The sequence below is a fragment of the Stenotrophomonas sp. 63632_Sma genome, from assembly GCF_056482875.1.
Genome location: NZ_CM151220.1, coordinates 2,069,503 through 2,093,442, shown reverse-complemented (window position 1 = coordinate 2,093,442; position 23,940 = coordinate 2,069,503). Strand labels below are relative to the sequence as shown.

The 23,940-nt window shown below is 67.8% G+C and carries 25 protein-coding genes; 13 read left to right on the top strand and 12 right to left on the bottom strand.

The genetic code is table 11. The features are described from left to right. Positions 1–117: 117 nt before the first annotated feature. Both carA and ACZK45_RS09735 read right to left on the bottom strand, forming a co-directional pair. The gene (carA, locus tag ACZK45_RS09740; RefSeq protein WP_478445776.1) at positions 118–1,245 is read right to left on the bottom strand and encodes a glutamine-hydrolyzing carbamoyl-phosphate synthase small subunit; all 1,128 of its coding nucleotides are present in this window, start codon (positions 1,243–1,245) and stop codon (positions 118–120) included. A 355-nt stretch (positions 1,246–1,600) separates the two neighbouring features. Next, on the bottom strand, positions 1,601–2,272 hold the full coding sequence (locus tag ACZK45_RS09735; protein WP_478445879.1) for a 4-hydroxy-tetrahydrodipicolinate reductase: 672 nt from the start codon (positions 2,270–2,272) through the stop codon (positions 1,601–1,603). A gap of 138 nt (positions 2,273–2,410) precedes the next feature. Here ACZK45_RS09735 and ACZK45_RS09730 point away from each other — a divergent pair, with 138 nt between their 5' ends. The 4 genes from ACZK45_RS09730 to ACZK45_RS09715 all read left to right on the top strand — a co-directional run bounded on the left by ACZK45_RS09730 (position 2,411) and on the right by ACZK45_RS09715 (position 4,787). Further along, entirely contained in the window at positions 2,411–3,172 is a 762-nt protein-coding gene (locus ACZK45_RS09730; protein ID WP_478445775.1) for a 3-oxoacyl-ACP reductase, read from the top strand. A 4-nt stretch (positions 3,173–3,176) separates the two neighbouring features. Further along, positions 3,177–3,572, top strand: coding sequence for a MerR family transcriptional regulator (locus ACZK45_RS09725; protein ID WP_032128795.1), 396 nt, complete (start codon positions 3,177–3,179; stop codon positions 3,570–3,572). Positions 3,573–3,627: 55 nt separating this feature from the next. Next, positions 3,628–4,209: an NAD(P)H-dependent oxidoreductase gene (locus tag ACZK45_RS09720; protein ID WP_478445774.1), complete on the top strand. Its 582-nt coding sequence runs from the start codon at positions 3,628–3,630 to the stop codon at positions 4,207–4,209. Positions 4,210–4,325: 116 nt separating this feature from the next. Beyond that, positions 4,326–4,787: a DUF4304 domain-containing protein gene (locus ACZK45_RS09715; protein WP_180837622.1), complete on the top strand. Its 462-nt coding sequence runs from the start codon at positions 4,326–4,328 to the stop codon at positions 4,785–4,787. Positions 4,788–4,856: 69 nt separating this feature from the next. Here the strand turns inward: ACZK45_RS09715 and ACZK45_RS09710 are convergent, their stop codons facing one another. Genes ACZK45_RS09710 through ACZK45_RS09700 form a run of 3 tightly spaced genes read right to left on the bottom strand, consistent with a single transcriptional unit; the run spans position 4,857 to position 7,227 of the window. Further along, a complete protein-coding gene (locus tag ACZK45_RS09710) occupies positions 4,857–5,111 on the bottom strand; it encodes a DUF6587 family protein (RefSeq protein WP_049400125.1) in 255 nt (84 codons plus the stop codon). Continuing rightward, positions 5,111–6,976 carry a ferrous iron transporter B gene (gene feoB, locus ACZK45_RS09705; RefSeq protein WP_180837624.1) on the bottom strand — a complete coding sequence of 622 codons (1,866 nt, stop codon included), beginning with the start codon at positions 6,974–6,976 and terminating at the stop codon, positions 5,111–5,113. Before feoB ends, ACZK45_RS09710 begins: the two co-directional genes overlap by 1 nt. After that, on the bottom strand, positions 6,973–7,227 hold the full coding sequence (locus ACZK45_RS09700) for a FeoA family protein (RefSeq protein ID WP_032128790.1): 255 nt from the start codon (positions 7,225–7,227) through the stop codon (positions 6,973–6,975). The genes feoB and ACZK45_RS09700 overlap by 4 nt, the downstream gene beginning before the upstream one ends. Before the next feature lie 119 nt (positions 7,228–7,346). Here ACZK45_RS09700 and ACZK45_RS09695 point away from each other — a divergent pair, with 119 nt between their 5' ends. From ACZK45_RS09695 to ACZK45_RS09670, 6 genes are all read left to right on the top strand, one after another. Beyond that, positions 7,347–8,135, top strand: a complete 789-nt coding sequence (locus ACZK45_RS09695; protein WP_107432688.1) for an enoyl-CoA hydratase-related protein — start codon at positions 7,347–7,349, stop codon at positions 8,133–8,135. Between the two features lie 2 nt (positions 8,136–8,137). Next, positions 8,138–8,539, top strand: coding sequence for a VOC family protein (locus tag ACZK45_RS09690; protein WP_180837625.1), 402 nt, complete (start codon positions 8,138–8,140; stop codon positions 8,537–8,539). Then, a complete protein-coding gene (locus ACZK45_RS09685) occupies positions 8,536–9,432 on the top strand; it encodes a hydroxymethylglutaryl-CoA lyase (protein WP_125895386.1) in 897 nt (298 codons plus the stop codon). The genes ACZK45_RS09690 and ACZK45_RS09685 overlap by 4 nt, the downstream gene beginning before the upstream one ends. 100 nt (positions 9,433–9,532) lie before the next feature. Beyond that, entirely contained in the window at positions 9,533–10,303 is a 771-nt protein-coding gene (locus tag ACZK45_RS09680; protein WP_478445773.1) for an SDR family oxidoreductase, read from the top strand. Between the two features lie 49 nt (positions 10,304–10,352). After that, positions 10,353–10,919, top strand: a complete 567-nt coding sequence (yeiP, locus tag ACZK45_RS09675; protein WP_005409468.1) for an elongation factor P-like protein YeiP — start codon at positions 10,353–10,355, stop codon at positions 10,917–10,919. Continuing rightward, positions 10,909–11,442: a hypothetical protein gene (locus ACZK45_RS09670; RefSeq protein WP_049400134.1), complete on the top strand. Its 534-nt coding sequence runs from the start codon at positions 10,909–10,911 to the stop codon at positions 11,440–11,442. Before yeiP ends, ACZK45_RS09670 begins: the two co-directional genes overlap by 11 nt. Positions 11,443–11,492: 50 nt before the next feature. On the opposite strand, the gene ACZK45_RS09665 is transcribed toward ACZK45_RS09670, so the two are convergent. The 4 genes from ACZK45_RS09665 to ACZK45_RS09650 all read right to left on the bottom strand — a co-directional run bounded on the left by ACZK45_RS09665 (position 11,493) and on the right by ACZK45_RS09650 (position 16,979). Beyond that, complete coding sequence (locus ACZK45_RS09665; RefSeq protein WP_253144500.1) at positions 11,493–12,188, bottom strand: COG3650 family protein; 696 nt, start codon at positions 12,186–12,188, stop codon at positions 11,493–11,495. 83 nt (positions 12,189–12,271) lie between these two features. Then, a complete protein-coding gene (locus ACZK45_RS09660; protein WP_032128783.1) occupies positions 12,272–12,664 on the bottom strand; it encodes a nuclear transport factor 2 family protein in 393 nt (130 codons plus the stop codon). Further along, entirely contained in the window at positions 12,645–15,794 is a 3,150-nt protein-coding gene (locus ACZK45_RS09655) for a multidrug efflux RND transporter permease subunit (protein ID WP_478445772.1), read from the bottom strand. Before ACZK45_RS09655 ends, ACZK45_RS09660 begins: the two co-directional genes overlap by 20 nt. Before the next feature lie 36 nt (positions 15,795–15,830). Continuing rightward, positions 15,831–16,979, bottom strand: a complete 1,149-nt coding sequence (locus ACZK45_RS09650) for an efflux RND transporter periplasmic adaptor subunit (RefSeq protein WP_125895391.1) — start codon at positions 16,977–16,979, stop codon at positions 15,831–15,833. Positions 16,980–17,108: 129 nt separating this feature from the next. On the opposite strand from ACZK45_RS09650, the gene ACZK45_RS09645 reads away from it, so the two are divergent. Together ACZK45_RS09645 and ACZK45_RS09640 are read left to right on the top strand one after the other, a co-directional pair. Continuing rightward, positions 17,109–17,825, top strand: coding sequence for a response regulator (locus ACZK45_RS09645; protein ID WP_020424480.1), 717 nt, complete (start codon positions 17,109–17,111; stop codon positions 17,823–17,825). Continuing rightward, complete coding sequence (locus tag ACZK45_RS09640; RefSeq protein WP_125895392.1) at positions 17,825–18,901, top strand: ATP-binding protein; 1,077 nt, start codon at positions 17,825–17,827, stop codon at positions 18,899–18,901. Before ACZK45_RS09645 ends, ACZK45_RS09640 begins: the two co-directional genes overlap by 1 nt. Here the strand turns inward: ACZK45_RS09640 and ACZK45_RS09635 are convergent. From ACZK45_RS09635 to ACZK45_RS09625, 3 genes are all read right to left on the bottom strand, one after another. Next, positions 18,879–20,675 (bottom strand): DUF7844 domain-containing protein, encoded by a 1,797-nt coding sequence (locus ACZK45_RS09635; protein WP_478445771.1) that lies wholly within the window; start codon positions 20,673–20,675, stop codon positions 18,879–18,881. The genes ACZK45_RS09640 and ACZK45_RS09635 overlap by 23 nt on opposite strands. 40 nt (positions 20,676–20,715) lie before the next feature. Then, positions 20,716–21,015, bottom strand: a complete 300-nt coding sequence (locus tag ACZK45_RS09630) for a DUF2388 domain-containing protein (RefSeq protein WP_125895394.1) — start codon at positions 21,013–21,015, stop codon at positions 20,716–20,718. A gap of 62 nt (positions 21,016–21,077) precedes the next feature. After that, on the bottom strand, positions 21,078–22,466 hold the full coding sequence (locus tag ACZK45_RS09625) for an FAD-binding oxidoreductase (protein WP_049400143.1): 1,389 nt from the start codon (positions 22,464–22,466) through the stop codon (positions 21,078–21,080). Positions 22,467–22,635: 169 nt separating this feature from the next. On the opposite strand from ACZK45_RS09625, the gene serA reads away from it, so the two are divergent. Then, on the top strand, positions 22,636–23,877 hold the full coding sequence (serA, locus tag ACZK45_RS09620; protein ID WP_125895396.1) for a phosphoglycerate dehydrogenase: 1,242 nt from the start codon (positions 22,636–22,638) through the stop codon (positions 23,875–23,877). Positions 23,878–23,940 lie beyond the last annotated feature (63 nt).

Genomic DNA, 23,940 nt, shown 5'->3' with positions numbered 1-23,940 from the left:
GGGGGTGATCGCACGCTGTCGATCAGGAATCTTGATCCGCAGCGCCGCGCCAGCGGCAGCAGCGTTGCGGGGTTTACGGTCCATCGCGACGCCACCGGGGGGCCTGCGGCGTACTGATCACGACTTGGCCTGCTCCATCAGCACCACGAAGCGGTCGAACAGCGGACCGACATCGGTCGGGCCCGGCGACGCTTCCGGGTGGCCCTGGAACGAGAACGCCGGCACGTCGGTGCGGGCGACACCCTGGTTGGTGCCATCGAACAGAGAGCGGTGGGTCACGCGCAGGGTCGCCGGCAGGGTCGCTTCATCGATCGCGAAGCCGTGGTTCTGCGAGGTGATCATCACCCGGCCGCTGTCCAGGTCCTGCACCGGGTGGTTGGCACCGTGGTGGCCGTGGCCCATCTTCATGGTCTGCGCGCCCGAGGCCAGGCCCAGCAGCTGGTGGCCAAGGCAGATGCCAAAGGTCGGGATCTTCACGTCGATGAAGGTCTTGATCGCTTCGATGGCGTAGTCGCACGGTTCCGGGTCACCCGGGCCGTTGGACAGGAACACGCCGTCCGGCTTCAGTGCCAGCACTTCGGCGGCCGGGGTCTGCGCCGGCACCACGGTCACTTCGCAGCCACGCTCGGCCAGCATGCGCAGGATGTTGGTCTTCACGCCGAAATCGTAGGCCACGACCTTGTATTTGGCCGGCACGCTGACGAAGGCGTTGGCATCCAGGTCCAGCTGGCCCTCGGTCCAGGTGTAGGTCTTCTCGGTAGTGACGACCTTGGCCAGATCCATGCCCTTCAGCCCCGGGAACTTGCGGGCGGCTTCCAGTGCCTTTTCCACGTCGATGTCACCGGCCATCAGCGCACCGTTCTGCGCGCCCTTCTCGCGCAGGATGCGGGTCAGCTTGCGGGTGTCGATGCCGGCGATGGCGACCACGCCACGCTGGATCAGCCAGTCCTGCAGCGACACCTGGCTGCGCCAGTTGCTGGGACGGCGGGGAACATCGCGCACGATCAGGCCGGCCGACCACACCTTGGACGCTTCATTGTCCTGGTCGGTCATGCCGGTGTTACCGATATGCGGATAGGTCAGCGTGACCATCTGCCGGGCGTAGGACGGGTCGGTCAGCACTTCCTGGTAGCCGGTCATGGCGGTGTTGAACACCACCTCACCGACGGACAGGCCGGGCGCGCCTACGGATTCGCCCTCGAATACGGTGCCGTCTTCGAGGACGAGGATTGCGGCTTGGGTCACGGGAATCTCACTTTGGCTACCGAGGGGGCTGCCGAAGTCACGCCTGCGCTTCACGGAAATCCGGTTGCAAAAAAGCGCGGACGTGCGGTCTGGGACCGGTCCGGCTTTCGTGATTCGGCGAGTGCGAATTGTAGCGCTGCCGGGGCGCTCGCGCCAGCGGTTATCGCACTTCATGAACAGGCGATTGCGCATTCATTTCAATCCGGCGGCGTATGCAGGGTCCGCCACCAGATCGTGCCGGCCGCTGGCCGGCAATCTGCATGCCATCAGGCGCCTGGTAGTGCCGGCCGCTGGCCGGCAATCTCCACACCATCGGGCGCCCGCAAGCTGCCGGCCAGCGGCCGGCACTACCGCCCTACTGCAGCAGGTCCCGCACCCGGTAGCTGCCCGGGGCGCGGCCCTGCAGCTGGCGGGCGGCAAACAGGGCGCCGCGGGCGAAGATGTCGCGGTTGGTGGCCCGGTGCACCAGCTCGATGCGCTCACCCAGGCCGGTGAACTGCACCAGATGCTCGCCGACGATGTCACCGGCACGCAGGCTGGCGTAATGCGGCTCCGCCCCGCCCCGCTGCGCGGCCGCGCCCAGGGTCAGCGCGGTGCCCGACGGCGCGTCCTTCTTCTGCGTGTGGTGCGATTCGACGATGTCACAGTCCCAGCCGGCCAGCGCCTGCGCCGCGCGCTCGACCAGCTCGTCCAGTACCGCCACGCCCAGGCTGAAATTCGACGCCCAGACCAGCGGGATGGACGACGCCGCGGCCTCCAACGCCTGGCGCTGCGCGCTGGAGATGCCGGTGGTGCCCGACACCAGGCCCGCACCCCGCTCCACGCACAGCGCCAGCATCGGATCGAAGCCCTCTGGCAGGCTGAAGTCGATCGCTACGTCGAACACCGGCGCACCGGGCAGTTCGCTGGCCGCGAAGAACGGCACGCCGTCGACCACGCGCTGGGCCGGCGCACGGCCGGTCACTGCAGCCACGATCTGCAGGGTATCGGGATGTTCGGCGGCCAGCCGCAGCAGGGCCTGGCCCATGCGCCCGGAAGCGCCATGAATGAGCAATCGCAGGGGAGTCTGGTTCATGCCCGCAGGCTAGCGGCAGCACACCCGCTCCGGCAAGCGCCATCGCTGCTACGCTGCATGCCCTTTCATGCAATGGATGGCAGTTCCACCATGCAGATCAGCGAACAGCTGGTGCTGGTCACCGGCGCCGGCCGCGGCCTTGGCAAGCACATCGCCCGCGCCTTCGCCGCCCAGGGCGCCCGCGTCATCATCAACTACCACCGCAGCGAAGCCGCCGCACGTACGCTGGCCACTGAGCTGGGCGGACAGGCGATCGCGCTGCCGGCCGACGTCACCGACCGCGCCCAGGTGGATGCAATGCTGCAGCACGCGCTGGCGCACTTCGGTCAGGGCGTCACCACCGTGGTCAACAACGCGCTGGCCGCCTTCTCGTTCAATGGCGACGCCCGCGACAGCGCTGCCGACATCGGCTGGCCGGCCTTCCAGGCCCAGTTCGAGGGCAGTGTGCGCGGTGCGTTGAACACCGTGCAGGCCGCCCTGCCCGGGATGCAGGCGCGCCGTTTCGGTCGCGTCATCAACATCGGCACCAACCTGTTCCAGAACCCGGTGGTGCCCTACCACGACTACACCGCTGCCAAGGCCGCGCTGCTGTCGCTGACCCGCACCCTGGCCGGCGACCTCGGCCCGCACGGCATCACCGTCAACATGCTGTCCGGCGGCCTGCTGCGCACCACCGATGCCAGCGCCGCCACACCCGAAGCAGTATTCGACTACATCGCCGCCAACACCCCACTGCGCAGCGTCACCACCCCGACCGAATTCGCCGATGCCGCGCTGTTCTTCGCCAGCCCGTGGTCACGCGCGGTGACCGGCCAGAACCTGGTGGTGGATGGCGGACTGGTGCGGGACTGAGCCGATGCGCATCTCCGAGGTCAGCCGCCTGACCGGTGCCAGCGCCAAGGCCATCCGACTGTACGAGGCGCGCGGCCTGCTGCCGCCGGTGCCACGACTGAACCGCTACCGCGACTACAGCGAACAGGACGTGGCCTGGGTGCAGCTGATCCGCCAGGCGCTGGGGCTGGGTATCACGCTGGCGGCAATCTCGCGCCTGCAGGGCCGCGACGGGCGGCTCGACTGGCAGGCAGTGCTGACCCTGCTTGAGCAGCAGCGCAGCCGCATTGCCAGCGAGCGGGCACGGCTGGCGCAGGTCGAGCTCGACCTGCAGCAGGTCAGCGACGAACTGCAGCAGTGGCTGCTCTCCGGCAGCAATGACTGCGTGCTGGAACCCAGCGGCTGCACGACCCAGGCTTGACTCTGCCCTTGGGGCAGACCGCAGCCTCGCGCACTTTCCATCGCCCGAGGTTGCCGTGTCCCGTTCCATCCTGATCCTGCTCGGCCATCCCGACCGCGACAGCCTGTGCGGCGCGCTCGCCCAGCGCTATGCCACGGCCGCCGAGAACGCCGGCCACCGGGTGCGCCTGATCGCACTGGGCGACCTTGAATTCGACCCGGTGCTGCAACACGGCTACCGCCAGATCCAGCCACTGGAAGCCGATCTGCAGGATGCCGCCGATGCGATTGAAGCCTGCGATCATCTGGTCCTGGTCTACCCCACCTGGTGGGGCGCGATGCCGGCCCTGCTGAAGGGCTTCTTCGACCGCGTGCTGTTGCCGGGGTACGCCTTCCGCTACCGGCGCGATTCGGTGTGGTGGGACCGGCTGCTGGCCGGGCGCAGCGCGCGGGTGATCACCACGCTGGATACGCCGCCCTGGTACTACCGCTGGATCTACCGCGACCCGGGCATCACCCAGATCCGCGCCCCCCTCCTGGAATTCTGCGGCATCCGCCCTGTGCGGGTCAGCCGTCTCGGTGCGGTGCGCAGCAGTACCCCAGCACAACGCAGCAAGTGGCTGGCGCTGGCAGCAGAGCTGGGTTCACGCGCCAGGTAGATCCACGCCATGCGTGGATGAAATGCCGGCCACGTTCCATGTGTCGCGTTTGCCAATTGACCGCCAGGCACCGCGCCTCAAGGCTGTAGGCACTTCTTACGGCCCAGGCAAAGCCCATGAAATCCTCGACTGTCTTCAGCAAGTGCGCCAGGAAGACCGGCTTTTCCGGCACGTCGACGACCCGCTACCGCTTGCTGGATGCCGCCCTGCTTGTCGTCAATCACCAACGCGCCAGCGAAAGCCGGGGCTTCTATGTGAATGCCGGGCTCTACTTTCCAGAACTGCTCGCGTATCCCCTCGCGCCTGACGACCTTGAAACCGCCTTCAGATACCGCTCCAGTATTCCCACGCCCCATGTCGACTGGCGGATCGAAGAGACGCCGGGCCTGCGCCGGGCCTTCATCCAGCAGGATCTGGATGATCTGCTGGAGGCCGGCAATCGCGATGGGATGAAATGCCTCCTGCTCGATGCCCTTGCCGACGTGGCGGGCTTCGCGGCAACCCATGGAAACCGCGAGTCGGTGCGGCGATTGAATCAGGACGGGAACTTCCGCGCGCTCATCCGCAGAGAGGTCTAGTAGATCCACGCCATGCGTGGATGGACTCCAGGAGTGTGCGAACCAAGGTTCGCACCTACCAGGACACATTCAGTGCTGTTTGGGCGGCGTCGGCCCGCAGCTGTCGCAACCGCCACAGGCGCCACCGCCTCCGCTCACCGGCGGTGCGATCTTCCGCCCCAGCGCCTGCAGCCAGGCGGCGCGGCCCGGCTTCAGCAGGGCCAGCGCAAGCGCGCCACGCAGCTTGCGCACGGTGCCGGGAAACTGCTTCTTCAGCACCACCCAGGCACTGACCAGCACGGCCACCGCGATGATCAGGTACTGCAGCAGCAGTCCACGGTCCATCAGCCGCCTCCCAGCGCCTTGGTCACCTGGTAGGTGATCAGCGCCGCCACGTAGGCCGCAGCAAACAGGTAGAACGCCGAGAAGGCCATCGTCTTCCACGAATTGGTCTCGCGTTTGATGGTGGCCAGCGTCGAGATGCACATCGGGGCGTAGATGTACCAGACCAGCAGCGACAGCGCGGTGGCCAGAGACCAGCCGTCGCTGATCAGCGGGGTCAGCGCCTGGCTGGCGGCATCGTCATCGGCTGCGGACAGAGCGTACACGGTCGCCAGCGAGGACACCGCCACTTCGCGCGCGGCCAGGCCCGGAATCAGCGCAATGCAGATCTGCCAGTTGAAGCCCAGCGGCGCGAAGAACACCGCCATCGCATGGCCGATCTGGCCCGCATAGCTGTAATCGATGGCCGGCATGGTGGCGCCGACCGGCGCCGCCGGGAACGACAGCAGCACCCACAGCAGGATGGTCAGCGCCAGGATGATGCCGCCGACGCGCTTGAGGAAGATCATGCCGCGCTCGTACAGGCCCACCGCCAGATCGCGCACATGCGGCAGCCGGTACGACGGCAGCTCCAGCATCAGCGGGTGCTCGCTCTTGTCGCGGCGCCACTTCTTCATGATCCACGACATCGCCAGTGCACTGAGAATGCCGGCCGCATACAGGCCGAACAGCACCAGGCCCTGCTGGTTGAACGCGCCCCACACCGTCTTCTGCGGGATGAACGCACCGATCAGCAGCGCGTACACGGGCAGCCGCGCCGAGCAGGTCATCAACGGCGCCACCAGGATCGTGGCCAGGCGGTCACGCGGGTCCTGGATGCTGCGCGTGGACATGATGCCCGGCACCGCGCAGGCGAAGCTGGACAGCAGCGGGATGAACGAGCGGCCGGACAGGCCGGCGGCGGCCATCATGCGGTCGAGCAGGAACGCCGCACGCGGCAGGTAGCCGGATTCCTCCAGCACCAGGATGAAGAAGAACAGGATCAGGATCTGCGGCAGGAACACCACCACGCCACCCACACCGGCGATGATGCCGTCAGTCAGCAGGCTGGCCAGCGGGCCTTCCGGCAGCACGCTGCCGACGAAGGCACCAAGCCAGGCGAAACCGGCCTCGATGCCGTCCATCAACGGTGTCGCCCAGGCATACACCGCCTGGAAGATCAGGAACATCACCACCGCCAGGCTGATCAGGCCGAACACCGGGTGCAGCAGCCAGCGGTCCAGCGCGTCGTCGACTTTGGCGGTCCGTGCCGGCATGCGCACGGCCACTGACAGGATCTCGCGCACCTTGGCGTGGTAGTCGATGCCACCTTCCGGGCCCGGCACCGGCGCATCCAGGTGCGGCACCATCGCATCGAGGCGCTCGACCAGGGCCTTGGCGCCCTGCTTGCGCACCGCCACGGTTTCCACCACCGGCACGCCCAGCTCGCGCTCCAGCGCGGCCACGTCCACCTGGATGCCACGGCGCTGGGCCGCATCGACCATGTTCAGCGCAACCACCATCGGTTTGCCCAGCTCGCGCAGTTCCAGCGCGAAGCGCAGGTGCAGGCGCAGGTTGGTGGCGTCGATCACGCACAGCAGCACGTCCGGTGCAGCCTCGCCCGGGTAGAAGCCCCGGCACAGGTCACGGGTGATCGCCTCGTCCAGGCTGGCCGGGTGCAGGCTGTAGGCACCGGGCAGGTCGAGTACGGCGAACTCGCGGCCGGACGGCGCGCGCAGGCGGCCTTCCTTGCGCTCAACGGTGACGCCGGTGTAGTTGGCAACCTTCTGCCGGCTGCCGGTCAGCTGGTTGAACAGCGCGGTCTTGCCACTGTTGGGGTTACCGACCAGCGCAATGCGCAGGGGCGCGGTAGAAGTTGCAGCGGTCATGCGCGACGCTCCTGGCGGTTGGCGTCGACCACGACGCGCTTGGCTTCACTGATCCGCAGCGCAAACCGGGTGAACCCGACCTGCACCAGCAGCGGCTCGCCACCGACCGGGCCCTTGGCCACCAGGCGCACTTCCTCGCCCTTCACGAAACCCAGCTCGCGCAGGCGACGGGCGATGGCATCGTTGGCATGGAGGTCCTGCACGGACTCGACCACGGCCGAGGCGTGCAGCGGCAGTTCGGACAGCGTCATCTAGCGCATTCTCTGCTGGATGTAAATGGTTCTCGATTCTAACATTCCCGCGTCGCGTCATGGCCCATGACCAATGGCCCGCTATGATCCATACAGGTATGGAGTGACCCTGGAATCCCATGAACGATGCTTTGCAGATCGAGCGCAGCGGCGCCGTCCTCACCCTCTGGCTGAACCGGCCCGAGCTGCACAATGCCTTTGACGCCGGCTTGATAGCGCGGCTGACCGCCGCCCTCGAAGCCGCCGGACGCGACGACGCGGTGCGCGCGGTAGTGGTGGCCGGCCACGGCGCCTCCTTCTCGGCCGGCGCCGACATGCAGTGGATGCGTGGCATGGCCGCCGCCAGCGAGGCCGACAACCGCGAGGACTCGCTGGCCCTGGCGCGGCTGATGCGCACCCTGGACGAGCTGCCCAAGCCGACCCTGGCCCGGGTCCACGGCGCGGCCTTCGGTGGCGGCGTCGGCCTGGTCGCCTGCTGCGACATCGCCATCGCCAGCACCGCGGCCCGCTTCGGCCTGACCGAAAGCCGGCTCGGCCTGCTGCCGGCGGTGATCTCGCCCTACGTGATCGAGGCCATCGGCCCGCGCCAGGCCCGTCGCTGGTTCGCCACCGGCGAGCATTTCGACGCCGAGACTGCGCTGCGCATCGGCCTGGTCCACCAGCTGGTCGAGCCGGAACGCTTGGACGAGGCCGTGCAACGCCAGCTGGCCCTGCTCGACAAGGCCGGCCCGATCGCTTCTTCCAGCGCCAAGCAGCTGGTGCGGCAGGTGCGTGACAGCCATGACCGCGATGCCCTGGATCGCGATAATGCCGCCCTGATCGCGCGCCTGCGGGTGTCCGCCGAGGGCCAGGAAGGCCTGGGCGCCTTCCTCGACAAGCGCGCGCCCCACTGGGTCACGGAAGCCTGAACATGCTCGATCATCTTGGTTTGACCAGCGCCGACCTGGCGCGCAGCAAGACCTTCTTCCTGCAGGCGCTGGCGCCGCTGCAGATCGGCGTGGTGATGGAAGTCACCGCCGAACAGACCGGCGCGCACGACCACATCGGCTTCGGCAGCGAGGGCAAGCCGTTCTTCTGGCTCGGCAATGGCGGCACCGCCAGCCACGGTGTGCACGTGGCCTTCGCCTGCGCCAGCCGCACCCAGGTGGACGCCTTCCATGCCGCTGCCCTCGCCGCCGGCGGTCGCGACAACGGCGCGCCGGGCCTGCGCCCGTGGTACCACCCCGACTACTACGGCGCCTTCGTGCTCGACCCCGACGGCAACAACATCGAGGTGGTCTGCCATCGCCCCGTCAGCGAGGTGGCCGCATGAGCGACTACGTCCGCATCGTCGAAGTCGGCCCGCGTGACGGGCTGCAGAACGAAAAGCAGTCGGTGTCCACCGCGGACAAGATCGAACTGATCAACCGCCTGTCGGCCACCGGCCTGCGCAGCATCGAGGCGACCAGCTTCGTCAGCCCGAAGTGGATCCCGCAGCTGGCCGATGCCGCTGAGGTCTACGCCGGCATCCAGCGCCGGGCCGGCATCCACTACCCGGTGCTGGTACCGAACGAACAGGGCTACGACCGCGCCCGTGCGGTGGGCGTGGAGGAAGTGGCGGTGTTCACCGCAGCATCCGAAGCGTTCAACCGCACCAACACCAATGCCGGCATCGACGAGTCGCTGGCCCGCTTTGAGCCGATCCTGCGCCGCGCCGCCGCCGATGGCGTGCGCGTGCGCGGCTATGTCTCCACCGTGCTCGGCTGCCCCTACCAGGGCGAGGTGCCACTGGCCGACGTGGTGCGGGTGGCGCGTGCCCTGCACCAGATGGGCTGTTACGAAATCTCGCTGGGCGACACCATCGGCGTCGGCACCCCGCGCAAGGCACGGGCGATGCTGCAGGCGGTTGCCGCCGAGATTCCGATGGCCGCACTGGCCGTGCACTTCCACGACACCTATGGCCAGGCCATCGCCAACATCGCCACCTGCCTGGAAGAAGGCGTGCGCGTGGTCGACAGCGCGGTGTCTGGCGCCGGTGGCTGCCCGTATGCCAAGGGCGCCAGCGGCAATGTCGCCAGCGAGGATGTGGTCTACCTGCTGCAGGGCCTGGGCCTGGACAGCGGCGTGGACCTGCCTGCACTGGCCGAGACCGGCCGCTGGCTGGCCAGCCTGCTCGGCCGCGCCACTGCCAGCCGCACCGGCCAGGCACTGGCCGCCGCCGGCTGACCGCCGCACTGCGCCGCCCTGCAGCGGCGGCGCAGTGCACAACAGCGGCGGTCGCGGCTTCCGTTAGAATCGGCGGTTCTCGAACCTGCAGGACCGTGCAATGCAGCTGTCTTCCGTACGTGCCGTGATCACCGGCGGCGTCTCCGGCCTCGGCCTGGCCGTGGCCCAGCACCTCGTCGCCCAGGGCGGCAAGGTGGCCCTGTTCGACCTCAACGACGACAAGGGCGCCTCCGCCGTCGCCGATCTGGGTACCGACAAGGCCCGCTACTTCAACGTCAACGTCAGCGATGAAGCGGCCGTCTCGGCAGCCATCGACCAGGCCCACGATTTCCTCGGCGGCCTGAACGTGGCGATGAACTGCGCCGGCATCCTCGGCGCCGGCCGCGTGCTGGGCAAGGAAGGCCCGATGCCGCTGGCCGGCTTCCAGGGCACGGTGATGGTCAACCTGGTCGGCAGCTTCAACGTTGCAAAGGCCGCGGCCAACCGCATGCAGCACAACGAGGCCGGCATCGACGGCGAGCGCGGCGTGATCATCAACACCGCCAGCATCGCCGCCTATGAAGGCCAGATTGGCCAGGCCGCGTATGCCGCCAGCAAGGGCGGCGTGGTGTCGATGACGCTGCCGATGGCGCGCGAACTGTCGCGCTTCGGCATCCGCGTCAATACGATTGCTCCAGGCGTGTTCTGGACGCCGATGGTCGACGGCATGCCCGAGGCGGTGCAGCAGTCGCTGGCCGCGTCGATCCCGTTCCCGTCGCGCCTGGGCAAGCCGGAAGACTTCGCCAGCCTGGTCGGCTTCATCCTCGGCAACACCTACCTCAATGGCGAGACCATCCGCCTGGACGGCGCTACCCGCCTCGCTCCGAAGTGATTCCCCCCGGGCGCCGGGACGGCGCCCTCCCCCAACGACCTAGATCACCATGAAAGCCAACGACATCAAGAAGGGCAACGTCGTCGAGTACAACAACGGCGTGTACCAGATCCGCGACATCGAGCGCAGCTCGCCGCAGGGTCGCGGCGGCAACGTCCGCTTCCGCTTCATCATGTACAGCGTGCCGGGCGGCAACAAGCTCGACGCCAGCTTCGATGCCGACGACAACCTGGTCGAGGTCGAACTGCTGCGCCGCCAGTCCACCTATTCGTACAAGGACGGCGATGCGTTCGTGTTCCTCGATGACGAGGACTACACCCCGTACACCCTGGACGCGGACGTGATCGGCGACGACGCCGGCTACATCACCGACGGCCTGACCGGCATCTACGTGCAGGTGATCGACGAGCAGCCGGTGGCGATCCAGCTGCCGGCCTCGGTGGTGCTGGAAGTGATTGAAACCCCGCCGGAACTGAAGGGCGGCACCGCCACCAAGCGCCCGAAGCCGGCCAAGCTCAACACCGGCATCGAAATCATGGTGCCGGAGTACATCGTCAACGGCGAGCGCGTGCTGGTGAACACCGCCACCGGCGAATTCGCTGGCCGTGCCGACTAAGCGCCTTGCGCTGATCGGTTGCCTGTCCCTGCTTGCGGCATGTTCGCCGCAGGCAGCGGACAATGCTGCCGACGCCACGCCAGCCGAACCGGCCGTGACCGCCGCACCAGCGGTGGAGGCACCGGCCGCCGTGGAGGCCATCGCCGAAGCGGAGCCCGCTACCGAGCAGCCCTCGGGCGAAGAGGACCTGGACAAGGTACGTGCAGCCGCAGGCTGTCCGGTCCCGGAGGATGTGTATGACGTCGACGACGTGCGCATCTACTGCGCGATGCCGGCCGACGTGCAGGCCTTCCTCGCGCGCGAGAACACCTGCCAGCATTTTGCCGGCGAAGAGCCGTACGACGACGAGCGTCGCCGTGAACTGGAAGAGGCCAGCGCCAAATACTGCGAAGGCCGCGAGAAGAACTTCACCGATCTGGTCGCGCGTCATCGCGGTGACTGCGCTGTCCGCGCAGCGCTGATCGGGATCAACGGCCGCTATGACCTGGACTTCGATCTCGACCTGAAGCCCTGCGGGGGCTGATCGATGCACGCCGGGCATGGCCCGGCGTCACCGATCCGCGGAATCGGGCGTTACTTCGCGCCGAAATTGCCGCAGCCGTGGTACTGGCGGGTGCCGATGGTCAGGTTCACCTTGGCCTCGAACGCCTCACCACTCATGTCGTCCTGGCAGGTGGTGCGCTGGAAGCTGAGCTTGACGTCGGTACCGTCGGACGCCTTGCCACTCCATCCGTCGGCCCCCTCGGCGGGCTTGGCCACATCGAAGCGGCGCTCGCCGTAATCGACTTCCACCTGCAGGCCCGGCGCATCGCCGTCAACGACTGCAAGCCAGCCGGGTTCATTGCCGGTGGCACGGAACGCGGCATTGCCGGCGCTGCCATCGCCTTCGGTGGCTTCGACCGCATGGCACTCGCGATCGGCCTCGCCCTTCAGGCTCAACAGGCCGTCATCGCTGCCCTTGGTCCAGAAGCTGTTGCCCTGGCCATCGCCATACTTCGCGCCCGACGCCGCACGCTCGGAGGTCATGGCGAAGGTACGTTCGCCGATCACTACCGTCGCCGCATCCTCGCCATTGAAGGTCGCGCGCACGTTCAGATCACCACACCGGTACATGGTCTCGCTGCCGGTACCGGCGCCGGTGCTGGCAGCCGGTTCGGGCGCGGCCGGCGGCGCGGCATCAGTGCCGCCCGCAGCGGGTGGCTGTGCCGGCTGGCACGCGGCCAGGACCAACCCGAGGGAGGCTGCCAACAGACTGGGGACTACACGCATGGCTCGACTCCTTGTCGACACTACAGAGATCTTCGACCCTACCACCTGCCGGTGAGCGGGGCCTGAAAGCGGCCTGACCGCACTCACGCGGCCAGCACCGCCATCGACAGCAACTGTGCGCCACTGTCGCCGGAACTGCAGGTCCAGACCCGCAGCAGGCGCAGTTTCAGCTCGCGCTCCTGGCCCTGCCCGCGCACCGACAAGCGCACGTCACTGGACAACAATGCCAGGCGTCCGCACAGCAGCGTTTCCACCGCGTACGATTGCAGGCTGCTCACCCGCAGGTTCCCGGCCAGCCAGTCGCCCAGCCAGGGCAGATCGAGCATGCGCCCGCCCTGCCCATCCATCATGAACAAGGCCGGCGATACCAGCGCGGTCAGCGCATCGTGGTCGTCATCCAGCAATGCCTGCCGCAGGCGCTGTTCCAGCGCTGCCAGCTGCCGCTCATGCAGGTCTTCAACGATGTCCCGTTCCATCCACGGATCCTTCCGGCATCGGCCGGCGCCTGCGCAGGCGTTGCGCGATCCACTGCCGCGCGCCCTGCACTACTACATAGAAGACCGGCACGAAGAACACCGCCAGCACGGTCGCACTGACCATGCCGCCGAACACGCCGGTTCCGATCGCCTGCTGGGTTTCCTTCGATGCGCCCTGCGCCAGCATCAGCGGCACCACGCCCAGCGCGAACGCCAGCGAGGTCATCACGATCGGCCGCAGGCGCAGCCGTGCCGCCTCCAAGGCCGCTTCGACCAGGCCACGGCCCTGCTGCTGCAGCTGGCGTGCGAACTCGACGATGAGGATCGCGTTCTTCGCCGACAGCCCGATCACCGTGATCATGCCGACCTTGAAGAACACGTCGTTGGGCATGCCGCGCAACAACACGGCGGCGACCGCGCCGAGCAGGCCCAGCGGCACCACCAGCATCACCGCCAGCGGAATCGACCAGCTCTCGTACAGCGCCGCCAGCACCAGGAACACCACCAGCATCGACAGCAGCAACAGCCACGGCGCCTGCGCACCGGATTCGTGCTCCTGCAGCGACTGGCTGGTCCATTGCAGGGCGAAGCCAGACGGCAGCTTCTCCGCCAACCGCTCCATCTCCGCCATCGCCTGACCGGTCGAAACACCGGATGCCGGTGCGCCGGACAGGTTCAGCGCCGGGAAACCGAGATAGCGCTGCAGCTGCAGCGGTGCCTCGGTCCAGTGCGGGGTCACCAGCTCGGACAACGCCACCATGCCGCCTTCGCTGTTGCGAACGTACAGCTTCAGCACGTCCTCCAGTTCCATCCGGTGGGGTGCATCGGCCTGCAGGATCACCTGCTGCAACCGGCCCTTGTTGGGGAAATCATTGACGTACTGCGAGCCCATTGCCGCCGACAGCGTGCTGCTGATGTGTTCGAAGCCCACGCCCATCGCCTCGGCCTTGGCCCGGTCGATATCCAGCCGCACGCTGGTGCCGGCCGGCAGGCCATCGGCATGCACCTCGGACAGCAGCGGGCTGCCCTCGGCCAGCTTCAGCAGCTGCTGCAGGGCCGCGCGTAGTTCGGCCTGGCTCTGCCCAGTACGCGCCTGCAGGGCGAGCGAGAACCCGGACGAACGGCCCAGGCTGTCGATCGCCGGCGGCATCACGCTCATCACCTCTCCCTCGGCAATCGTGGCCATCGCCTTCTGCGCGGCCTCCACTTCGCCGGCTGCGGTGGCCCCTGCACGCTCACCCCAGTCCTTGAGCATGGTGTAGGTCAGCGCCGCGCTCGGGCCGGAACCGGAGAAGCTGTAGCCGAGGATCGACTGGTTGGAGCCGATGCCCGGGCGCGAGGCCACGTGCCGTTCGTAGGCCTCGACCACGGCCAGCGTGCGCTCGGCCGTCGCTTCGGCCGGCAGCTGGATCGATGTCATGAAATAGCCCTGGTCTTCTTCCGGCAGGAATGCACCCGGCAACCAGTGCAGGCCCAGCAGCAGCGCCACCACCAGTGCGGCGAACACGCCCATCACCCGCCCACTGCGCTGCAGCACCGAGGCCACGCCACGCTGGTAGCGCCCGGTCATCTTCTCGAAGCCACGATTGAAGGCACCGAACAGCCCGACACGACCATGGTGTCCATGGGTATTCGGGCGCAGCAGGGTCGCGCACAGCGCCGGCGTCAGGCTCAATGCCAGCAGCGCCGAGAACAGGATCGACACCGCCATCGCCACGGTGAACTGGCGGTAGATCGCGCCCACCGAGCCGCTGGCCAGCGCCATCGGAATGAACACGGCGGTCAGCACCAGGGTGATGCCGATCACCGCACCGGTCAGCTCGCGCATCGCCTTGATGGTGGCCTCGCGCGGCGGCAGGCCTTCCTCGGCCATGATCCGTTCCACGCCCTCGACCACCACGATGGCGTCGTCGACGATGATGCCGATCGCCAGCACCATGCCGAACATGGTCAGCACGTTGATCGAGAAGCCCAGTGCCAGCATCACCGCGAAGGTGCCGAGCAGCGCGATCGGTGCGACCAGCGCCGGGATCAGCGTGTAGCGCCAGTTCTGCAGGAACAGGTACATCACCGCGAACACCAGCAGCATGGCCTCCAGCAGCGTCTGCACCACCTTCTGGATCGAGATCTTGACGAACGGTGCGGTGTCGAACGGAATGCTCGACTCCACGCCGCGCGGCAGCAGCGGCGCCAGTTCGGCCATGCGCTCGCGTACCGCCGACGCGGTGCGCACTGCGTTCGCGCCAGGACGCAACTGCACCCCGGCGGCGGTCGCTGGGTGGCCATCCTCACGGGTGCCCCACGCATAGCTCTGCGCGCCCAGTTCGACGCGGGCGACATCGCCCAGCACCACCCGTGAACCGTCTGCCCCGGCGCGCAGCACGATGGCTGCGAACTGCTCCGGCGTGGACAGCTGCCCATCGGCGCTGAGCGGCACGGTGATGCGCTGGCCCGGAACACCCGGCGAATCACCGATGCGTCCCGGCGAGATCTCCAGGTTCTGCTGCTCGATGGCGGTGGCCACATCGCCCATGGTCAGGCCGTAGCCGGTCAACCGGGTCGGGTCCAGCCAAACGCGCATCGCCTGTTCGGCACCGAACAGCTGCACGCGGCCGACGCCATCGATGCGGCGCAGCTCTTCGATGATGTTGCGCGCCATGAAATCGCCCAGCGCGGCCTCGCTGACGCTGGCATCCGGCGAACGCAGGCCGACCAGCATCAGGAAGCCGGAATCGGCGGCCTCCACGAACAGGCCGTTCTGGCGCACGCTGCGCGGCAGGCGCGGCTCGATCGCCTTGATCCGGTTCTGCACGTCCACCTGCGCCAGCTCCGGGTTGGTACCGGGCTTGAAGGTCGCAGTGATCGAGGCTTCGCCGGAGGTGTCCACCGACGATTCGAAGTACAGCAGGTGCTTGACGCTGGACAGCTCGCGCTCGATCAGCCCGACCACCGCATCATTCAGCGTCTGCGGGCTGGCACCCGGGTAGCTGGCATAGATGCTGACACTGGGCGGCGCGACCGCCGGATAGCGCTCCACGGCCAAGCGCGGAATCGCCAGTACGCCGGCCAGGATGATGAAGATCGCCAGCACCCAGGCGAACACCGGGCGATCGATGAAGAAACGTGCCATGTTGGATTTTCCTGGAGGGGCTGGCCCGGGAAAGGCTCAGCCCTTGCTGCCGGCCTGCACCGCGCCGGCGCTGGCGACCGGCACCTGCCAGTCGCGCGCATCGACCACCACGCCTTCCTGCAGGCGTTCCTGGCCCTCGACCACCACCTTTTCGCCCGCCTTCAGACCGGTGCGCACCAGCCACTGGCGATCAACGCTGCCGTCGACCTCCAGCGTGCGGATCACCGCCTTGCCATCGCCACCGATCACCCAGGCATAAGCCTGGCCACCGGCGCTGCGCAGCACGGCCTGCTGCGGCACGGTCAGCGCACTGGCCGGTGCACCCCGCGGCACTTTCGCGCGCACATACATGCCGGGCAGCAGCTGGCGCTGCGGGTTGTCGACCAGGATGCGGAGGATCACATCACCGGTACGCGCATCGACGTTGATGCCGGAGAACAGCATCTGGCCACGCTCGGGCAGCGGCTTGCCGGCGGCACCGATGATCGTCACCGGCAGCTCGCCACCACCGGCAGCACTGCGCTGCAGCGATTCCAGCTGGGCCGCCGGCTGGCGCACATCGACGTAGACCTGGTCGATCTGCTGTACCACCGCCATGGGCTCGGCATCGGCCACGCCGACCAGTGCACCTTCGGTCACCAGCGCCTGGTCGATGCGGCCGGCAATCGGCGCGCTGACCGTGGCATAGCGCAGGTCGAGCTGGCGACGGGCCAGGATCGCGCGCGCTTCATTCACCGCGGCACGGGCCTGTTCGTACTCGGCACTGGCATCGTCGCGATGCTGCTGGCTGACGGCCTGTGCCGCGGCCAGTGCATGCAGGCGCTGCGACTGCACGCGACTGCGGCCCAGGGCGGCCTCACTGCGCTGCAGCGCGGCCAGTGCCGAATCGACATCGGCACGGAAGGCCGCCGGATCGATCTGGAACAGGGCCTGGCCGGCGTCTACTTCCGCGCCCTGGTCAAACAGCCGGCGCTGCACGATGCCACCCACCTGCGCTCGGATCTGCGCGGTGCGCACGGCGGCCACGCGGCCAGGCAGTTCGTCGTCACGCTGCACCACCTGCGGGCCGACGGTAACCACGCTCACGCGGGGTGCGGCTTCGGGCGTGGCTTCGGGGGTGGAGCAGGCCGTCATGGCCAGGGCGAGGGCCGCGATCAACGCGACCGGAGTCCTGAAGGTTCTCATTGCTGTGCACAATGCCGCGCGGGCGGCTGATAGGTTCTGAAGAACCCAGTGTGCGTGGCGATGATGGGGTTTCGATGGAGGAACTGTGGAGATACGATGGAGGCAAGCACCTTAAGGCCCCGCCCCTGCATGCATGCCGCCCCTGCCCTCGCCGCCCTCGTCCTGATCGTCGAGGATGAGGCCGAGATCGCCGACATTCTTACCGCCTATCTGGAACGCGAAGGACTGCGTACGCTGCGCGCCGCCGACGGCCACAGCGCACTGGACCTGCATCGCAGTGCCCGCCCCGACCTGGTCCTGCTCGACGTGCAGCTGCCGCGGCTGGATGGCTGGAGCGTGCTGACCCAGCTGCGCCAGCGCGGCGAGACGCCGGTGATCATGCTGACCGCACTGGACCAGGACCTGGACAAGCTGACCGCACTGCGCATGGGCGCTGATGACTACGTGGTCAAACCATTCAATCCGGCCGAAGTGGCGGCGCGCGTGCGCGCCGTGCTGCGGCGTACGTTGCGCGCCTCGCGCGTGGACGCCCCGACCGCGCTGCGGGCGGGCCCGCTGCTGATCGACTCGGCCACCCACGCCGTACACGTGGAAGGCGAAGGCTACAGCCACGAAGTGCTGCTCACGCTCACCGAGTTCAAGCTGCTGCACTGCATGGCGCTGGCGCCGACCCGCATCTTCAGCCGCAGTGAACTGATGCACGAATGCCTGCCGGAAAGCGAGGCGCTGGAGCGCACGGTCGACAGCCATGTCAGCAAGCTGCGCCGCAAGCTGGATGAAGTGGGCATGGTCAACGTGCCGGCCAGCGTGCGTGGCGTCGGCTACCGGTTGATGGCCGACCGCTGATGGCCCGCCTGCGCCGCTCCGGGCTCAGCCGCCACATCATCGTCTCGATGTCGTTGATGGTGATCGGCGTCATCGTGATGATGATCCTGTCGTCCTGGCTGCTGTATGCGGTGCTGGTCGAATTCTTCCCCGGCACTACCGAGGAACCGGAAAGCTGGCTGCCGACCGGCCCTGAACTGGCATGGATGGTCGGCGTGATCCTGACCGGCCTGGCGCTGGCCATCGCCGCCTCGTTCCGTCTTGCCCATCGCATCCTGTCGCCGTTGAATTCGCTGGTGGACAGCGTGCGCGCGCTCGCGGGCGGCGACCTCGGTGCTCGTGCCAGCGTCGAGGAAAACTCGCCGGGCGAAGTGGCCACCTTGGTCGAGGACTTCAATGCCATGGCGCGGCGGCTGCAGCACGTGGAGAGCGAGCGTGCGATGTGGCATGCAGCCATCGCCCATGAACTGCGGACGCCGGTGACGATCCTGCGCGGCCGCCTGCAGGGCCTGGCCGAGGGCGTCTTCCAGCCGGACGAATCACAGTTCCGCAGCCTGCTCGCCCAGGTCGAGGGCCTGTCAAGACTGATCGAGGATCTGCGCGTGCTGAGCCTGTCCGACAATGCGCGGCTGGACGTGCGCCGCGCACGTACCGACGTGGTGGCCGAAGTGCATTCGGTGATGACCCTGGTCGATCCCCAGTTCCGCGCCGCCGGCTTCGTGCTGGAGCTGGAAACCAGCCGCGAAGAACACAACGCGCACTGCGACCCGACCCGCCTGCGCCAGGCGCTGCTGGCGCTGCTGGAGAACGCGCGCCGCTATGCCAGCCCGGGCAAGGTGCGGATTGCCGTGCATGACACACCGGGCCATGTGCAGGTGGCGATCGAGGACGAGGGCCCGGGCATCGACCCGGCCTTGCACGCCGACATCTTCACCCCGTTCATGCGCGCCGATGGCTCGCGCTCACGCCAGGGCGGCGGCAGCGGGCTGGGCCTGGCGGTGGTCAAGGCCATCGCAGACGCGCACGGCGGCCGCGTCTACTGCTCGCCGGGCAGTGCCGGGGGCAGCCGTTTCGTCATCGAACTGCCGCGCCAGTAGCCGGTGCAGCGGCCTGTTCCCGCAGGCGGGCACCGAGCGCAGCGAGGTTGGCGTCGATCGCATCCATTTCGTTGCGCTGCTTCTCCGGCAGCTGCTGACGCAGCTGTACGCGCAGCGCCTGCCAGGCCGGTACCGCCTGTGCGCTGGCGGTGGCAACCGCTTCGGCCAGCACCGCCTGCTCATCGGCCAGCGGCAACCCGTAGCCGCCGTCCGCCAGCAGCGTACCCGGGCGCAGCCATTGCCCACCCTGCTCCAGCAACTGGCGCAGGCCCCGGGTCTCGGCACTGTCCGGTGCGGCCAGCAGGCGCCGTTTCAGCACATCGCGCGCGCGCAGCTCGGCGCGGCGTTGCGCAGCCTGTTCCAGCAGCAGCAGGCCGGCGCTTGCGCGCAGGTCGCCCTGCAGCAACCACAGCGCACGCTGCTGTGCGGGCAGCTTCAACCAGCCGCGTACGTCGCGTGCGGGCAATGCCAGCTGGGCTGCCGCCACGCCGAACAACTGCTGGTAGTGATCGCGTGCCGAGGCGAAGTAGTAACCCTGCGCCTGTGCTGCATTGCGGTCCGTGAGTACCTGCTCGTCCAGCACATGCAGCTGCGACAGCCGACGCTTCAAACCACGCGGACTCAGCTGGGCCAGCCCGGCCTCCCCCAGCCGCGGCACACCCGCCTGCAGCAGCTTGGCGGTTTCCACCGCGCAGTTGTTGCTGACGAAGTAATAGCGCCCGTCATAGCTCCAGTGCACCTGCGCAGTGCGCTCGAGCAGGCTGGCGATCTCGCCGGGCGACAACTGCAACGGCAGCGACTGCAACCCGCGCAGTTCCACCTTGGTGTACTCATCCACCACCTGCTGCAGCGACAGCACGAACAGTCGCGACGGGTAGCCACCGGTAAGGCCACGCCAGTTGGAAATCTGCACGTCACCAACGAAGGCACGGAACGACAGCACCCGGTGGTACTCCAGGTCCAGTCGACAGTCCGGCCCCGGCGCACGGCCCGGCCGGCAGATCACCAGCCGCAGCATGCTGTGGCCCCAGCGGCTCATCGGCTGCGCGCTGCCTTCGGCAAACAGGTAGTCCACCGCGTAGACGCGTGCCGGGTCGAGTTGCAGCAACGACGCCGCGCCCTCTTCCGATTCAGCCTGCAGCAACGGCAGCGTGGTCGCGCAGTGCGACTGCGGCAGCGATGGCGGGGTTCCGAAATGGGCCTGGTACCACTGCGCCAGTGCCGGGCGCCGGCAGGCAAACTCGCTGTCGAGCACGAAATGCTCGGCGTTCACTGCCAGGTACTCGGCCGGATCTTTCAGTTCATACGCATCGGGACTACGGTCTCGGAAGTCATTGCCGCCACGGCCGAGATGCCAGGGCTTGCGCTGCCATCCGGCCAGATCACGCCAGCGCACACTGCGCGACCAGTTCGCCGCCGTACGGTCGGCAACATGGCTCAGTTCGTGTACCAGCGCGCTGCGGCGTGCGCGGCGCGCACCGGGCACGGCATCATCCAGCAGATCGCGGCGCAACGTGATGCGGCCGGCGAAGGCGCGGCCATGCACCTCGGCGGGAAGGCCATCACTCCAGCGCACCTGCACCTGCGCCGGCAGGGCGCGCAGCAGGCCATCTGGCAACAATGACTGTACGTCGGTCAGGGTCTGCGTCGCCACCTGCTGCTGTGCAGGGCTCAGCCCTGCAGGATCGAGCTGCAGGCGATCGGCTGCGTGCGCGACATGAGCGATCAGCAGTAGAGCCACGCCGTGCGTGGCTGCGTTCCGTGCAGATGTCATGGCGTTGCCGGCCAGCGGCCGGCACTACCCGAAGGCGGGATCAACGCGCCAGCAGCGCGCGGGCCAGTTCCAGGTCGCTCTGCTGCTGTGCGGCAGTGCTCTGCTCACGCAGGTGGACAAGCGCCGCCTGCAGGCGAGCGCCACGGATCTGGCCGTCGCTGGCGACGAACGCAGCGGCATCGTCGCGTGCAGCCATCACCACCTTGTCGTCACCCGAGCTGCTGCCCGAGGAACCGGAGGAAGCACCCGTGGCCGAACCGGCCGACGTGCCGGCGAAGCTGGAAGCGAAGCCGGCCAGCGGCAGGGACAGCAGGGCGAGCAGCAGAAGCGGACGGGTCATCGGTTCGAAGCCGGTTGTTAGGAAGCGTGGAGCGTAACGGGTGCGTGAAGGATTTGCCCGGCTCAAACGTCGAACAGCTTGCCGGGATTCAGCCGCGCTTGGGGATCGAACGCGCGTTTGACCGCCTTCATCAGGGCGATCTCGGCCGGGCCGCGGGTGCTGTCCAGGTAGCCCTTCTTGACCAGGCCGATGCCGTGCTCGGCCGAGATGCTGCCATCGAAGCGGGCCAGCACCTGCGCCAACAGCTTGGTTACGTGCTCGCATTGCGCCACGAAATCAGCGTCGCTGGTGTCGTCCGGCTTGAGCACATTGATGTGCAGATTGCCGTCACCGATGTGGCCGAACCAGACCACGTCGAAATGCGGATAGGCCTGCCCGATCAGCGCCTGGGTCTCGGCCAGGAACGCCGGCATCGACGAGATCCGCACCGAAACATCGTTTTTGTAGGGCTTGTAACGGGCAAGCGACTCAGTGATGCCTTCGCGCAGGCGCCACAGCTGCGCGGCCTGCGCGTCGCTGGCACTGATTACGCCATCGCTGACCCAGCCATTGCCCATGCAGTCCTCGAACGCGGCCATCGCCGCCGCTTCCTGGGCCTCGTCGCCCGCGGCGAACTCGGTGACCACGTAGTACGGATGCACCTCGTCGAACGGTGCCTGCGCGCCATGCGCCAGCACGTGCTCCAGCGCCCGGTCGGTGAAGAATTCGAAGGCCTGCAGCTGCAGGCGCGCGCGGAACGCGGCGAACACCTGCATCAGAACTTCAAAGCTGGGCACGGCCAGCAGCATCACATTGCTGGCCGGCGGCGGATCGGTCAATTTCACCGTGGCTTCGACGATCACGCCCAGCGTGCCTTCCGAGCCGATCAGCAGCTGGCGGAAGTCGTAGCCGCTGGAGTTCTTGATCAGGCCCTTGTTGAGTTCCAGCAACTCGCCGTCAGCGGTGACCACCTTCAGCCCTGCGATCCACTCGCGGGTGTTGCCGTAACGGATCACGCGGATGCCACCGGCATTGGTGGCGATGTTGCCGCCGATCGAGCAGGACCCGCGCGCGGCGAAATCCACCGGGTAGATCAAGCCATGGTCCAGCGCGGCATTGTGCACGGCTTCCAGCGGCATGCCGGCCTGCACCACCAGGGTGCGATCGACCGCGTCGTAGGCCAGCGCCTTGTTCATCCGTTCCAGGCTGAGCACCAGCTCGCCGTTGGCGGCCACCGCGCCACCCGAGAGGCCGGTGCGGCCACCGGACGGCACCACGGCCACGCCCTCGCCTGCGCTCCAGCGCATCACCGCCTGCACTTCCTCGACCGTGGCCGGCAGTGCGATCGCCAGCGGCGCCGGCGTCCAGCGCCGGGTCCAGTCGCGCCCGTAATGCTCCAGGTCGGACGGATCGGTCTTCAGCTTCAGGCCGGGGCAGGCTTGTTGCAGCGAGGCAATGCGGGAATCGGTCATGACGGTCCAGCGCGGTGCGTGAAGAACGGGCAAGCGTGCCAGCGGCACGCGCCAGCGTCCAGCCCCGCAGCCGTGCAGATAGCTACGGATGCAACCAATTGCGCACTGCACCATGGTCGCTGCGATCTGGCATAGTGGTCAGCCCCTGTCCCACTGGCCGTGTCGCCCCATGTCGCCGAAGAAGACCTCGTTCCCGAAGCAGGATATCCGCGTGCTGTTGCTGGAGGGGGTCAGCCAGACCGCCGTGGAGGTATTCAGCGCCGCCGGCTACAGCCAGATCGAAGCGCACACCAAGGCGCTGCCCGAGGACGAACTAAAGGCGCGCATCGCCGAGGCGCACATCGTCGGGATCCGTTCGCGCACCCAGCTCAGCGCCGAAGTGCTGGCCGAGGCCAAGCGCCTGATCGCGGTGGGCTGCTTCTGCATCGGCACCAACCAGGTCGACCTGGACGCGGCCGAGCTGGCCGGCATCCCGGTGTTCAATGCGCCCTATTCGAACACCCGCAGCGTGGCCGAGCTGGTGATTGCCGAGGCCATCATGCTGACCCGTGGCATTCCGCAGAAGAATGCCGAGTGCCATCGCGGCGGCTGGTCCAAGTCGGCCAGCGGCAGCCATGAGGTGCGTGGCAAGACCCTGGGCATCATCGGCTATGGCCACATCGGCACCCAGGTCGGCGTGCTGGCCGAATCGCTGGGCATGCAGGTGATCTTCCACGACGTGGAAACCAAGCTGGCGCTGGGCAATGCGCGTGCTGCGGCCAGCCTGGACGACCTGCTGGCCCGCGCCGACATCGTCACCCTGCACGTGCCGGAGACCCCGTCCACGCAGTGGATGATCGGCAGCACCGAGCTGGCGAAGATGCGCAAGGGCGCGCACCTGATCAACGCCGCGCGCGGCACCGTGGTCGACATCGATGCGCTGGACGCGGCGCTGGCCAGCGGCCACGTTGGCGGCGCCGCGCTGGACGTGTTCCCGGTCGAGCCGAAGGGCAATGGCGATATCTTCGAATCGCCGCTGACCCGCCACGACAATGTGATCCTGACCCCGCACGTGGGCGGCAGCACGCTGGAGGCGCAGGACAACATCGGCGTGGAGGTGGCGGCCAAGCTGGTGCGCTACAGCGACAACGGCAGCACCCTGTCGGCGGTCAACTTCCCGGAAGTGACCCTGCCCGAACACGAAGACAGCCTGCGCCTGCTGCACATCCACCAGAACGTGCCGGGCGTGCTGTCCAAGGTCAACGAGATCTTCTCGCGCCACAACGTCAACATCGACGGCCAGTTCCTGCGCACCGACCCGAAGGTGGGCTACGTGGTGATCGACATCACCGCCAGCGAGGAACAAGCCGCCGCCGTGCGCGACGAGCTGGCCGCGATTCCGGGCACGCTGCGCACGCGCATCCTGTACTGAAAAAAGGGACGGAGGGGATTAAGTCGTTTGCGGCACATGCGGCGTAAACGACTTAATCCCCTC

Coding starts and splice junctions, on each gene's coding strand:
- ACZK45_RS09725 (WP_032128795.1), top strand. CDS start 3,177: ATGCGCATCTCCGAGGTCAGCCGCCTGACCGGTGCCAGCGCCAAGGCC.
- ACZK45_RS09700 (WP_032128790.1), bottom strand. CDS start 7,227: ATGACGCTGTCCGAACTGCCGCTGCACGCCTCGGCCGTGGTCGAGTCC.
- ACZK45_RS09625 (WP_049400143.1), bottom strand. CDS start 22,466: ATGACCGATTCCCGCATTGCCTCGCTGCAACAAGCCTGCCCCGGCCTG.
- yeiP (WP_005409468.1), top strand. CDS start 10,353: ATGAAAGCCAACGACATCAAGAAGGGCAACGTCGTCGAGTACAACAAC.
- feoB (WP_180837624.1), bottom strand. CDS start 6,976: ATGACCGCTGCAACTTCTACCGCGCCCCTGCGCATTGCGCTGGTCGGT.
- ACZK45_RS09635 (WP_478445771.1), bottom strand. CDS start 20,675: ATGACATCTGCACGGAACGCAGCCACGCACGGCGTGGCTCTACTGCTG.
- ACZK45_RS09660 (WP_032128783.1), bottom strand. CDS start 12,664: ATGGAACGGGACATCGTTGAAGACCTGCATGAGCGGCAGCTGGCAGCG.
- ACZK45_RS09710 (WP_049400125.1), bottom strand. CDS start 5,111: ATGGACCGTGGACTGCTGCTGCAGTACCTGATCATCGCGGTGGCCGTG.
- ACZK45_RS09640 (WP_125895392.1), top strand. CDS start 17,825: ATGGCCCGCCTGCGCCGCTCCGGGCTCAGCCGCCACATCATCGTCTCG.
- ACZK45_RS09655 (WP_478445772.1), bottom strand. CDS start 15,794: ATGGCACGTTTCTTCATCGATCGCCCGGTGTTCGCCTGGGTGCTGGCG.
- ACZK45_RS09665 (WP_253144500.1), bottom strand. CDS start 12,188: ATGCGTGTAGTCCCCAGTCTGTTGGCAGCCTCCCTCGGGTTGGTCCTG.
- serA (WP_125895396.1), top strand. CDS start 22,636: ATGTCGCCGAAGAAGACCTCGTTCCCGAAGCAGGATATCCGCGTGCTG.
- ACZK45_RS09685 (WP_125895386.1), top strand. CDS start 8,536: ATGAGCGACTACGTCCGCATCGTCGAAGTCGGCCCGCGTGACGGGCTG.
- ACZK45_RS09630 (WP_125895394.1), bottom strand. CDS start 21,015: ATGACCCGTCCGCTTCTGCTGCTCGCCCTGCTGTCCCTGCCGCTGGCC.
- ACZK45_RS09695 (WP_107432688.1), top strand. CDS start 7,347: ATGAACGATGCTTTGCAGATCGAGCGCAGCGGCGCCGTCCTCACCCTC.
- ACZK45_RS09645 (WP_020424480.1), top strand. CDS start 17,109: ATGCATGCCGCCCCTGCCCTCGCCGCCCTCGTCCTGATCGTCGAGGAT.
- ACZK45_RS09690 (WP_180837625.1), top strand. CDS start 8,138: ATGCTCGATCATCTTGGTTTGACCAGCGCCGACCTGGCGCGCAGCAAG.
- ACZK45_RS09650 (WP_125895391.1), bottom strand. CDS start 16,979: ATGAGAACCTTCAGGACTCCGGTCGCGTTGATCGCGGCCCTCGCCCTG.
- ACZK45_RS09730 (WP_478445775.1), top strand. CDS start 2,411: ATGCAGATCAGCGAACAGCTGGTGCTGGTCACCGGCGCCGGCCGCGGC.
- ACZK45_RS09715 (WP_180837622.1), top strand. CDS start 4,326: ATGAAATCCTCGACTGTCTTCAGCAAGTGCGCCAGGAAGACCGGCTTT.
- ACZK45_RS09735 (WP_478445879.1), bottom strand. CDS start 2,272: ATGGGCCAGGCCCTGCTGCGGCTGGCCGCCGAACATCCCGATACCCTG.
- ACZK45_RS09680 (WP_478445773.1), top strand. CDS start 9,533: ATGCAGCTGTCTTCCGTACGTGCCGTGATCACCGGCGGCGTCTCCGGC.